The sequence below is a fragment of the Rhodococcus sp. YH3-3 genome (assembly GCF_001653035.1).
In the GTDB taxonomy this organism is placed as follows: Bacteria; Actinomycetota; Actinomycetes; order Mycobacteriales; family Mycobacteriaceae; genus Rhodococcus_F; species Rhodococcus_F qingshengii.
The window spans coordinates 941,377-953,804 of the sequence record NZ_BCWH01000003.1 but is presented as its reverse complement, the minus strand read 5'-3'; the positions used below and the strand labels follow the sequence as shown (position 1 = coordinate 953,804).

9 protein-coding genes are annotated in these 12,428 nt (G+C 63.4%); 4 read left to right on the top strand and 5 right to left on the bottom strand.

Going from position 1 to position 12,428, the window contains the following annotated elements; genetic code table 11:
- The 3 genes from YH3_RS29715 to YH3_RS29700 all read right to left on the bottom strand — a co-directional run.
- Positions 1–921, bottom strand: a 921-nt coding sequence (locus YH3_RS29715; RefSeq protein WP_064444593.1) for a MoxR family ATPase, incomplete at its 3' end; no start/stop codon positions are given.
- A gap of 150 nt (positions 922–1,071) precedes the next feature.
- Complete coding sequence (locus tag YH3_RS29710; protein WP_007727879.1) at positions 1,072–2,619, bottom strand: NlpC/P60 family protein; 1,548 nt, start codon at positions 2,617–2,619, stop codon at positions 1,072–1,074.
- 451 nt (positions 2,620–3,070) lie between these two features.
- Positions 3,071–3,661, bottom strand: coding sequence for a DUF6676 family protein (locus YH3_RS29700; RefSeq protein WP_021332993.1), 591 nt, complete (start codon positions 3,659–3,661; stop codon positions 3,071–3,073).
- A gap of 456 nt (positions 3,662–4,117) precedes the next feature.
- Between YH3_RS29700 and acnA the strand changes: the two genes are divergently transcribed.
- Both acnA and YH3_RS29690 read left to right on the top strand, forming a co-directional pair.
- Positions 4,118–6,919: an aconitate hydratase AcnA gene (gene acnA / locus YH3_RS29695; RefSeq protein WP_007727883.1), complete on the top strand. Its 2,802-nt coding sequence runs from the start codon at positions 4,118–4,120 to the stop codon at positions 6,917–6,919.
- 180 nt (positions 6,920–7,099) lie between these two features.
- The gene (locus tag YH3_RS29690; protein ID WP_003944970.1) at positions 7,100–7,666 is read left to right on the top strand and encodes a TetR/AcrR family transcriptional regulator; all 567 of its coding nucleotides are present in this window, start codon (positions 7,100–7,102) and stop codon (positions 7,664–7,666) included.
- Between the two features lie 60 nt (positions 7,667–7,726).
- Here the strand turns inward: YH3_RS29690 and YH3_RS29685 are convergent, their stop codons facing one another.
- Positions 7,727–9,358, bottom strand: coding sequence for an ABC-F family ATP-binding cassette domain-containing protein (locus YH3_RS29685; RefSeq protein WP_003944932.1), 1,632 nt, complete (start codon positions 9,356–9,358; stop codon positions 7,727–7,729).
- 129 nt (positions 9,359–9,487) lie between these two features.
- Between YH3_RS29685 and YH3_RS29680 the strand changes: the two genes are divergently transcribed.
- Positions 9,488–10,273, top strand: a complete 786-nt coding sequence (locus YH3_RS29680) for an SDR family oxidoreductase (protein ID WP_064444592.1) — start codon at positions 9,488–9,490, stop codon at positions 10,271–10,273.
- Positions 10,274–10,283: 10 nt separating this feature from the next.
- Complete coding sequence (locus tag YH3_RS29675) at positions 10,284–11,414, top strand: lycopene cyclase family protein (RefSeq protein WP_007727893.1); 1,131 nt, start codon at positions 10,284–10,286, stop codon at positions 11,412–11,414.
- Positions 11,415–11,428: 14 nt separating this feature from the next.
- On the opposite strand, the gene YH3_RS29670 is transcribed toward YH3_RS29675, so the two are convergent.
- Positions 11,429–12,400 carry an alpha/beta hydrolase family protein gene (locus YH3_RS29670; protein WP_064444591.1) on the bottom strand — a complete coding sequence of 324 codons (972 nt, stop codon included), beginning with the start codon at positions 12,398–12,400 and terminating at the stop codon, positions 11,429–11,431.
- Positions 12,401–12,428 lie beyond the last annotated feature (28 nt).

Here is a 12,428-nt window from a genome sequence, read left to right as displayed (position 1 = left end):
CACCTCGATGACGTCCTGCGGCACTACGTAGTCGCGCCCGCGGACGAGAGCGAGAGCTCGCGACGCGGCGATGATGCCGAGCGTCGCGCGGGGTGAGGCGCCGTACGCGATCCAGCCGGCGACGTCCTCGAGTCCGACCTCACGCGGCGTACGCGTGGCGGCGATGACCCGGACAACGTAATCGACGAGCGCGTGGTGAACGAAGACGTTGCTGGCGACGCGTTGGAGCCTGACCAACTCCTCCGGACCGAGGATCTGGTGCGGCTCCGGGGCCGCGACGCCCATCCGGTAGACGATTTCGCGTTCTTCCTCCACTGTCGGGTAATCGACGAGGATCTTGAACAGGAAGCGGTCGCGCTGCGCTTCGGGGAGCGGGTAGACGCCCTCGTTCTCGATGGGGTTCTGCGTCGCCATCACCAGGAACGGATCGGGCATGTGGTACCGCTTGCCACCGATCGAGACGTGGCGTTCTGCCATCACCTCGAGGAGCGCGGACTGCACCTTGGCCGGGGCACGGTTGATCTCGTCGGCCAACACGAAGTTGGCGACGACGGGTCCGAGTTCGGTGTCGAACTCCTCGCGTCCCTGACGGTAGATGCGCGTGCCGATCAGGTCGGTGGGCACCAGGTCCGGGGTGAACTGGACGCGGGAGAACGAACCGCCGACGACCTTCGCGAAAGTCTCGACGGCCAGCGTCTTGGCGACACCGGGTACGCCTTCGAGGAGGACGTGCCCCTTGGCGAGAAGTCCGACGAGAATGCGCTCGACAAGCCGGTCCTGCCCGACGATGACTCGCTTGACCTCGTAAATCGCTCGTTCCAAGGTCTGAACGTCGGCTGCCAGGGAAGGTGCTGCTCCGTCCGCACTTCCACTCGCCTTGCTTACGTCGACCGTTCCGACCGAAGCTTCACGTGAGGTCACCAAGAATCCATCGCTTTCACCTAGAAAAGTACCGACAGTAACGTGTTCCCCGTCAACTATTCCAGGTAGTTGCGCTCGATGCCGTAACACCACGTCGGGAACTTGATACTTCCCTGACAATGCGGGTGTCAGCGGCATTTCCTCTGACGGTCAGGACACCAGTCGGACGGCGTACGGCGTCATTCCGCCCCACCGAACCGGTGAGACCATGACACTCGAACCGGATTGTGGTGCCTCGAGCATCTGACCGTTACCGAGGTAGAGCGCCACGTGTTGGCTGGCGTTGGGGCCGTAGAAGATCATGTCGCCGCGCTTCATCTCCGAAGACGGAACCTGAGTGCCTGCGGTGTACTGATAGCCGGTGTAGTGCGGCAGCGAGATCCCGATGCCGGCAAAGGCATAAATCATCAAGCCGGAGCAGTCGAACCCGACCTTGTTGAAGTCGCCGTAACTGTCAGCGACGCCGCCGTCACGGATGCCTCGCGTCGGTCCGTTCTCGTCGCCGCCGCCCCAGGCATACTGCACGCCTAGCTGAGACATTCCGCGGTCGATGACGGATTCGATTGCAGCGCTTCCGGTAACGGAAGGCTTCGGAGTGGTGGGTTTCGGCGTCGTCGGCTTCGGGGTGGTGGGCTTGGGCGTCGTGACCGTTTCCTCGTCGGTGCCGGTCTCTTCGTCCGTGCCTGTTTCCTCGTCGGTCCCTGTTTCTTCGTCAGTCCAGGTGTCGTCGTCGTCCGGGATGACGGTCGGAGTCGGGTCTTCGACCGCGGTGTGCGGACGCTGGGCCGCTGCCAGTGCGGCAGCTCGATCCTTGGCTGCCTGGTCGGCTGCGGCACGGGCGGCGGCCTGAGCGGCCGCTTCCTTGGCAGCGGCTTCGAGAGCCTTCTGATGAGCTTCCTCGGCACGGCGCTGTTCGTCCCAGGTCGCGTATGCCTGGCGTTGACCCTGCAAGCCGGCGACGGCGTTGCGGGCGGCGTCGAGCTGAGCCTGGGCAGAGTTGCGCTCGGCTTCGATCGCGGCCTTCTTGGCTACCTGCTGATCGAGAGCGTTGCGCGCGATCTGAATCGCTTGCTCCGCCAGATCCTTCAGCTGCGCGGCGACCTCGGCGGCGGCATCGGCCTGCTGCTTGGCCTGGCGGGTCGCGGAATCCTTGTTCGCCTGCTCGGTACGTGCTCGCTGGAGACCGTCGAGCACTGCACTCTGCGTATTGGCGAGAAGCTTGAGGACCTGCGCGCGGTCGAGAACGTCGCCAGGACCCTTGGCGTCGAGGAACGACGAGATCGACGCAGTATTGGTGCCCTTGACGTAGCTCGAGCGTGCGTACTTGTCGAAGTCCGTCTGAGCGACCTCGATCTGCGTCGACGCGTCCTTCAGAGCTTGTTTCGTGACTCCGACGGCCTGCGCTGCGGAGTCTGCGGCGCCGCGAGCGTTCTGCAGATCCACGAGAGTCTTGTTGACGTCTTCACGCTTGATCGCAACTTCGTTGTCGAGTGCCGACAACTGTTCGTTTGCCGATGCGACTTGATTGATGAGCGCGCTGACGGTGCCGACGCTCGACGAGACCTGCGAATCTGCCGCGGCGATATCCGAGTCACTCGGATTCGGCGGCGGTGGCGGTACGGCCGAGGACATGGCCGGCGTCCCGACGATCAGGGATCCGACGACGCCGAATCCGATGACCAGTTGCGCCAGGCGCATCGATTTACGGGAAGGACCACGACGGGACTCGCCGCCACGTGTTACTTGCCTCACAAATAACTCTCCCTCGCGTGTAACGCCACGGCCCGCTGGGTCGCCGATCCGTGCGGGGAGGGAATGCGCAGACCAAGCACCGGTCGCCCACAGCCCGAGAGCTGCTCGTCGACCTGGACGTGCCGTACGAACGCCACCGTCGACACCTCGAGAACGAGGCAACCGACAAGTACGCGTCGAACAACATCAGCCTGTCTGCGACACTTCTTCCCCAAAAAGTGCCAGTTGTACCGTACGACACTCAAGCGTTCTTTGGAAACTTTAGCCACAAATAACACAAACGGTATTTGAGCTGGTCGAATGGCATGCAGACACCAAAAAGGGCAGGTACTCACCGCAAACAGCGGTGAGTACCTGTTTTCGACGAGTTACTGAAAATCTCGCAAAAGGACCAAGGTCAGACGGAATCGGCCCGGTGGTCGGATGGTGCTGGTGTTTCCGAAGTCGAGGCGATATGTCTGGTTTGCGCGTTTTCTGGCTCTCGTCGCCACTTGACGGCAAAGGTAATTCCGGCAATAACCGCCACCACTGCGATGACAAGGACCGTGTAAAGCGTCCACGGCGGACCTGGCGCCACGATCTCGTGCGAGAAGCGGTCCGCGGTCACGCTTGCGCTTTCGCCGAAAGATCGGTCCTGTGCAGTTTCGAGCTGCACTCGACTGATCGAATCGCTGTAGCTACCCATCCAGTCAGGGCTCAAAACGAGAACCGTTCCGCCTTCTGTTTTGCCGACCGTCGTGGCCAGGTCTCGAAGATCGGACGGCCGGCCCGGATTTGCGTCGACTACTACGACGCTCAAGTCGACACCACGTTCACGAGCGTCGGTCACCACCGCGGTCAGCCCCGCAACATCATCCGCGGGGGCGGAGACGCCGTCCGTCGAAATGTCCGCGAGCACGTCGTCGAGATCGACGTCCGACGGAACAGCGACGTGCAACGGGGACTTCACGTGCACAGGCGCAAAAGCGTGATTTGTAGGAGCAGACATCTCTCATCCGGGTGCTGTTCGGATTCCGTCCACCGCTGAGATGCGGGGAGTTCTTCCGAGGTCGTTTTTCGGCGGCCGACCCGCGACGGGCCTGCATGCACCCTACTTCAGGTCGACTGCCACCAGGCGTCACACACAACCGCCGCGCGTGCCGCCCGAGCGGTAGCTGTGGGTGCGGTCACCCAGCCAAGCCTGCGTTGCGCAGGCCCGCAGTCTGCATGAAGATTGTTTCGGTCAACTTGCCCTGAATTCTCACAGGACAAGCGTACTGTTAGACTTGGACCAAGAGGTACCACCGGTCAGGACAGGTTCTACTGCAGCTCCGATGTTCGGACAGTTCTCACGCGAACTGTGCGATTGGCGTGAGCTACGGAGAATCTTCCCGGCCGAAGTACCTCGCTTCAGCTGCCGACACAGCCCCGTCGGTAGCGACCCTCATAGACGAGTGGAGCAGACGTGAGCACCAGTATCGATTCATTCGGAGCCAAGGGAACCCTCGAGGTCGGTGAGAACTCTTACGAGATCTTCCGCCTCTCGGCCGTCCCCGGCACCGAGAAATTGCCCTATTCCTTGAAGGTTCTCGCCGAGAACCTTCTCCGCACCGAAGACGGCGCCAACATCACCGCGGATCACATCCGCGCAATCGCAAGCTGGGATCCCTCAGCCGAGCCGAGCATCGAAATCCAGTTCACGCCTGCCCGCGTGATCATGCAGGACTTCACCGGCGTTCCTTGCATCGTCGACCTCGCCACCATGCGTGAGGCCGTCACCACCCTCGGCGGCGACCCGAACAAGGTCAACCCGCTCTCCCCCGCCGACATGGTCATCGACCACTCGGTCATCCTCGACGTCTTCGGCCAGGCCGACGCACTCGAGCGCAACGTCGACCTCGAATACGAGCGCAACGGCGAGCGTTACCAGTTCCTCCGTTGGGGCCAGGGCGCATTCGACGACTTCAAGGTCGTCCCCCCGGGAATGGGCATCGTTCACCAGGTCAACATCGAGTACCTGGCACCCACCGTCATGTCGCGTAACGGACAGGCATACCCCGACACCTGTGTCGGCACCGACTCGCACACCACGATGGTCAACGGCCTCGGCGTGCTCGGCTGGGGCGTCGGCGGCATCGAGGCCGAGGCAGCAATGCTCGGCCAGCCCGTCTCCATGCTGATCCCCCGCGTCGTCGGATTCAAGCTCTCCGGTGAGATCAAGCCCGGCGTCACCGCAACCGACGTCGTGCTCACCGCCACCGAGATGCTCCGTAAGCACGGCGTCGTCGGCAAGTTCGTCGAGTTCTACGGCAACGGTGTTGCCGAGGTTCCGCTCGCGAACCGCGCGACGCTGGGCAACATGAGCCCCGAATTCGGTTCCACCGCAGCGATCTTCCCGATCGATGCCGAGACCATCGAATACCTGCGCCTCACCGGCCGCAGCGACGAGCAGCTCGCTCTCGTCGAGGCGTACGCCAAGGAACAGGGCCTGTGGCACAACCCCGACAAGGAACCCGTCTTCTCGGAGTACATCGAGCTGGATCTGGGAACCGTTGTTCCCTCGATCGCCGGCCCGAAGCGCCCGCAGGACCGAATCCTGTTGTCGGAGTCCAAGACTGCGTTCCGCAAGGACATCCACAACTACGTGGAAGAGAACCACCCGACCGAGCACACCCAGCTCGACGAGGCCGTCGAAGAGTCCTTCCCGGCTTCCGATCCCGCGGTTCTGTCGTTTGCCGACGACGGAGCGGTCGACGTTCTCTCTGCTGCCAACGGTGCAGAAGGCCGTCCGAGCAAGCCGGTCGTCGTCAAGTCCGACGCCGGTGAGTTCGTTCTCGACCACGGCGCCGTCGTCGTTGCAGGTATCACCTCCTGCACCAACACGTCCAACCCGTCGGTCATGCTCGGTGCTGCACTGCTCGCACGCAACGCCGTCGAGAAGGGCCTCGCCACCAAGCCGTGGGTCAAGACCAACATGGCTCCCGGTTCGCAGGTCGTCACCGATTACTACGAGAAGGCCGGCCTGTGGCCGTACCTCGAGAAGCTCGGTTACTACCTCGGCGGTTACGGCTGCACCACGTGCATCGGTAACACCGGACCGCTGCCCGAGGCAGTCTCGAAGGCCATCAACGACAACGACCTCTCGGTCACCGCGGTGCTCTCGGGTAACCGTAACTTCGAGGGACGTATCTCCCCCGACGTCAAGATGAACTACCTGGCTTCCCCGCCGCTCGTGATTGCCTACGGCCTCGCCGGAACCATGGACTTCGACTTCGAGACCGATTCGCTCGGTAACGACACCGACGGAAACCCCGTCTACCTCAAGGACATCTGGCCGTCCACGCAGGAAATCGAAGAGACGATCAAGTCCTCGATCGACCAGGACATGTTCCGCAAGTCGTACGCAACCATCTTTGCGGGCGACAGCCGCTGGCAGAACCTCGAAACCCCGAAGGGTGACACCTTCGAGTGGGACGAGAACTCCACCTACGTGCGGAAGCCACCTTACTTCGACGGCATGACGATGGATCCGGCTCCGGTCAAGGACATCAAGGGCGCTCGCGTCCTCGCACTGCTCGGCGACTCGGTCACCACCGACCACATCAGCCCGGCAGGTCCGATCAAGGTCGGCACCCCCGCTGCGCAGTACCTCGACTCCCATGGCGTCGAGCGTGCGGATTACAACTCGCTCGGCTCGCGTCGCGGTAACCACGAGGTCATGATTCGCGGAACGTTCGCGAACATCCGTCTGCGCAACCAGCTCCTCGACGACGTCTCGGGTGGTTACACCCGCGACTTCACGCAGGAAGGCGCACCGCAGGCATTCATCTACGACGCGTCGCAGAACTACCAGGCAGCCGGCATCCCGCTGGTCGTCCTGGGCGGCAAGGAGTACGGCTCCGGATCCTCGCGTGACTGGGCCGCCAAGGGCACGAGCCTGCTCGGCGTCAAGGCCGTCATCACCGAGTCGTTCGAGCGCATCCACCGCTCCAACCTGATCGGCATGGGCGTTGTCCCGCTGCAGTTCCCGGTCGGCGAGTCCGCAGGTTCGCTCAAGCTCGACGGCACCGAGACCTTCGACATCGAAGGTGTCGAGAAGCTCAACGAGGGCGTCACCCCGAAGACCATGAAGGTCACGGCGACGCGCGAGAACGGCGAGAAGGTCGTGTTCGACGCAGTCGTACGCATCGATACCCCCGGCGAAGCGGATTACTACCGCAACGGCGGCATCCTGCAGTACGTGCTTCGCAACATGATCCGGGGCTAGTAGGCACTACGTGCCTGTGAGCACTTTCGGCCCCTGACGGGTCACAAAGCGCTCACGACCACTTTCGCCGGAAGGCGAACCAGGTTTCATCGGTGGTCGTGAGCGCTTTGTGCACTGAGTCGACATTCAGCGCCTACGGCCGAAAGTGTTCACAGGCAACCCGACAAAGGAGGGATGCCCGTGCCCAAGGTCAGTGAAGACCATCTCGCGGCACGGCGCAGTCAGATCCTTGACGGCGCCCGCCGCTGCTTTGCGGAATACGGCTACGACGGCGCCACAGTTCGCCGTCTCGAAGAAGTCACCGGTTTGTCCCGCGGAGCGATCTTCCATCACTTCAAGGACAAGGACGGCCTGTTCCTCGCTCTCGCAAGCGAGGATGCGAGCCGGATGGCAGATGTCGTCGCCGAAGAGGGCCTCGTCCAGGTCATGCGGGACATGCTCGCGCAGCCCGACCAATTCGATTGGCTGGGAACGCGACTGGAGATAGCGCGTCGACTGCGCAACGACGCCGATTTCCGCGAGAAGTGGTCGCAGCGCTCCGTAGAACTGACGGAAGCGACCAGTGCGCGTCTCGCCAGACAGAAATCGGCAGGCAGACTCCGTGACGACGTCCCCACCGAAATTCTGATCGGGTATCTGGATCTGGTGATGGACGGCCTGGTCGCGAGAATCGCCTCCGGCCACGGCGTCGACAACCTGTCAGCGGTTCTCGATCTGGTCGAGGAATCGGTGCGGCGGAGAGATTGAGGGGCTTCGCCCCTGTGCGCCTTTTTGGTAGTTCCCACTACCAAAAAGGCGCACAGGGGGTTAGGCGAGCTGGATCAGCTCGAGGTATTCCTGCGACCAGTGGTCCTCGTTGCCGTCGGGCAGGAGGATGACTCGCTCAGGGTTGAGTGCCTCGGCAGCACCCGGATCGTGGGTGACCAGGACGACGGCACCGGTGTAGCTGCGGAGCGCATCGAGCACCTGCTCGCGCGAGATCGGGTCCAGGTTGTTGGTGGGCTCGTCGAGAAGCAGAACGTTGGCAGCCGAAGACACCAGACCGGCCAGAGCCAAACGCGTCTTCTCACCACCCGAGAGCGTTCCGGCCGGCTGTTCGAGCTGCGGGCCGGTGAACATGAAGGCACCGAGCAGCGAACGCAGTTCCTGCTCCCCTGTGTCCGGCGCGGCGTGGCGGATGTTCTCCCACACGGACGCGTCGTCGTCGAGGGTGTCGTGCTCCTGAGCGAAGTAGCCGACCTTGAGTCCGTGACCGGCGATCAGCTCACCAGCGTCCGCTTTCTCCGCGCCCGCGAGGATGCGGAGCAGTGTGGTCTTACCTGCACCGTTGAGTCCGAGGATCACCACACGAGACCCACGATCGATCGCGAGATCGACACCGGTGAAGATCTCGAGCGAGCCGTACACCTTGGTGAGGTTCTTGCCCATCAGCGGAGTCTTGCCACAAGCGGCGGGTTCGGGGAAACGAATCCGCGCAACCTTGTCCGAGACACGTTCGGCATCGAGGTTCGCCATCAATTTGTCGGCTCGCTTGGCCATGTTCTGAGCCGCGACGGCCTTGGTTGCCTTTGCGCCCATCTTGGCGGCCTGAATCCGCAGCGCACCGGCCTTCTTCTCGGCGTTGGCGCGCTCGCGGCGACGACGCTGCTCGTCCGTGGCACGAGCGTCGAGGTACTTCTTCCAGTTCATGTTGTAGACGTCGGCCTCACCGCGGACGGCGTCGAGGAACCACACGCGGTTGACGACGTCGTTGAGCAGGTCGACGTCGTGGCTGATGACCACCAGTCCACCCTCGTGGTTCTGGAGGAAGCCACGCAGCCAGGTGATGGAGTCGGCGTCGAGGTGGTTGGTGGGCTCGTCGAGCAGCAGAGTCGTGTCCGAGCGGGCACCGCTGCCGTCGGAGGCGGCGAAGAGGATGCGCGCCAATTCGACGCGACGACGCTGACCGCCGGACAGCGTGCTGAGCGGCTGCCCGAGAATGCGGTCTTCGAGACCGAGGCTGCTGGTGATGCGTGCAGCTTCACTCTCGGCTTCGTATCCGCCGAGGGCCGAGAACCGATCCTCGAGCTGACCGTACTTCTTGACCGCGCGGTCCTGCGATTCCTGATCGAGCACCTCGCCCATCAGAATCTGCTGCTTCTCCATCTCGCGGAGCATCGTGTCGAGGCCACGTGCGGAGAGAACCCGGTCCTTGGCGAGGACGCTCAGGTCGCCCTCTTTGGGGTCCTGCGGGAGGTATCCGAGTTCACCGGTACGTACGACGCTTCCGGCATATGCCTCACCTTCGCCGGCGAGGATGCGCAGTGTGGTCGTCTTTCCGGCTCCGTTACGTCCGACGAGTCCGATCCGGTCGCCCGGCTGGATGCGCAACGAAGGCCCGGGAGCCGTGAGAAGGGTGCGGACACCGGCACGAACTTCGAGGTCAGTGGCGGTAATCAAGCAAACTCCTCAGGAAAAACGACGAATACGGGTAAACAATGCCTGACTACAGACACAAGAACTATCGATTTTACCGTGACCTGACGGTCGTTCCGACCAGCAGCGTGTGAGTCCGCTAACGTTCGGGACATGACTAGCGAAAACAGCACTCGTCCTCGCGACCTCGAAGGCCGTGCCGCCATCGTCACCGGCGCAAGTCGCGGAATCGGCAAAGCTGTCGCCGCCGAACTCCTCGCTCGCGGTGCCGACGTCTTGATCACAGCCCGCGAGCCGGAGCCTCTCGAGGCCGCCGCATCCGAGCTGTCCGCTCTGGGGCACGGCGGAAAGGTCGTCGCATTCGCGGGCAACGCAGCCGATGCCGAAGCCCGCTCCGGTGCCGTCGACCGCGCCGTGTCCGAATTCGGTTCACTCGACATTCTGGTCAACAACACCGGAATCAACCCCGTCTTCGGTTCGCTCATGGAAGCGGACCTCGACGCCGTGCGCAAGATCTTCGACGTGAATGTGGTTGCCGCCCTCGGTTACGTCCAGCAAGCACATCGGGCATGGATGGGCGAACACGGTGGAGCCGTCGTGAACCTGGCAAGTGTGGCCGGGATCCGGTCGACGGGCGTCATCGCGGCGTACGGCGCGTCGAAGGCTGCGCTCATCCGCCTGACGGAAGAACTGGCCTGGCAACTGGGACCGAGGATTCGTGTCAACGCCGTAGCTCCCGGGATCGTCAAGACGCAGTTCGCGGCAGCCCTGGTCGCTGCCGGCGAGGACAAGGCGTCGGCGGGCTACCCGATGAAGCGGCTCGGCACCCCCGAGGACGTTGCCGGTCTGGTCGGCTTCCTCGTCTCCGACGCGGCGGCGTGGATCACGGGCGAAACGGTCCGGGTCGACGGCGGTCTGCTCGCAACGGGATCGATGTAGTGCGCCGGTCGTGAGCACAGACAACTCTTCCGCCGACGTGGTGATCGTCGGTGGCGGCCCGGCCGGGCGGGCACTCGCCACCCGCTGTATCGCCCGGCAACTCACCGTCGTCGTTGTCGATCCGCATCCCCATCGGGTGTGGACGCCGACCTATTCGGCGTGGGCTGACGAGCTGCCGTCGTGGCTGCCGGTCGATGTGATCGCAAGCCGGATCGAACGCCCGAGCGTGTGGACCCGCAGACAGAAAACGCTTGATCGCACATATTGCGTATTGAATACATCTTTACTGCAATCATTTCTCTCGGGCACATCCGTACAGTTCAGAGCCTTGCGTGCTCAAACACTGTCACCTACCGCCGTCCTGTGCGTGGACGGATCGCAGCTGACAGGATCCGTCGTCATCGACGCCCGGGGTACCGAACTGACGGTGACAACCGCCCAGCAGACCGCCTTCGGAGTGATCGTCGACCGCGCTCTGGCCGATCCGATTCTGGGTGGTGGCGAAGCCTGGTTCATGGACTGGCGAACAGACAACGGCGCCTCCGACGCCGACACTCCGTCGTTTCTCTATGCGGTCCCACTCGATGACGAGCGAGTTCTCCTCGAGGAGACCTGCCTCGTCGGCCGGCCGGCGTTGGGGCTCCGCGAACTCGAAGCGCGTCTGCGCACCCGGCTTCACAATCGGGGCTGCGAAGTCCCCGACGACGCACCGGTCGAGCGAGTCCGTTTTGCAGTCGAAGGCCCGAAGGAGTCGTTCCCCGACGGTGTCCTCCGGTTCGGCGGGCGAGGCGGTCTGATGCATCCGGGAACCGGATACAGCGTTGCCTCGTCACTCGCCGAGGCAGACGCTGTCGCCAAAGCAATCGCCGACGGTGGAGATCCCAACGCGGCGCTCTGGCCGCGGTCGGCCAAGGCGGTGTCTGCCCTTCGCCGCGTTGGCCTGAACGCACTTCTCACCCTCGGCTCGGGAGAGGTCGCGACATTCTTCGACACGTTCTTCGATCTACCGGTCGAGGCTCAGCGGTCCTACCTGTCCGATCGGCGGGACGCGTCCGCGACGGCGAAGGTGATGGCAACCCTGTTCCGATCGTCACCGTGGCACGTCCGAAAGACGTTGATGCGCGCGCCGTTTCTGAGGTGAGCACTCCGGACCGACTACTGCGCTCCCATCGAGCCGGCGATCATCGGCCAGGAATTGTGTAGGTCGTCCTGCCAGTAGCCCCACGAGTGGGTTCCGGTCGGCTTGAAGTCGAAGGTCGCGGGGATGCCCAGTGCGTTCAGTCGGTCCGCCAAGCCGTGCGTGCACCCGTTGACCGCGGATTCGATGATGCCGCCGACGACGATCTGATTCAGGAGCGCTCCGGGATTTCCGTTCACATCGGGTGCCTGAAGGTTGTCGTGCGGACCTGGCAGCCCGGATCCGGTGGAAACGTACAGTGCGGTCCCCCGCAACTTCTCCGCGTTCACGACCGGATCGTTCTCGCGCCACCCCGGACCGTCGAACGGTCCCCACATGTTTGTCGGATCAGCGCCACCCCGCGCGCCGACCACCAACCGCACATAGTCCTGACCCGGCTGGGTGGAAGTCTCCGCGCACCCGCTGTAGGCCCCGACACTCCGATAAAGCCCTGGTGCCGAGATCGCGAGATTGAGTACCGACGTCGCCGTCATCGAAATCGCCGCGATGGAGTTGACCCCGTTGGTACCGAACTGCGCATCGATGACGGGTGGCAGTTCGCGAGTGAGGAACGTCTGCCACTTGTTGCGCCCGAGTACGGGATCGTCTTTCTGCCAGTTGGTGTAGTAGCTGAACGCACCTTCCAGCGGCGTCACGACGTTGACGTTCTTGTCGGCGAAGAAGTCCAGGACATCGGTCCGTCCTTCCCACGTTGCACTGTCCTCGCCACCACCGGCGCCGTTGAGCAGATACAACGTGGGCCGTGGGGCGCTCGTGTCGGCGGGGAGGATCACCTCGAGTGGAATGTCGCGGCCCATCGCATCGGAGTGGACGCTGATGGTTACGGTGCGTGCCGGATCTGCGTTCGCGGGCCAAGGCGCAAACAGCAGTGGAACCAGTGAAATCGCCAGCGCCGCGGTGACGCGTCGACGGTAGGTTCGGATTCTCATCGGAGCGTCTCCCCAGGTGTGCGAGTCG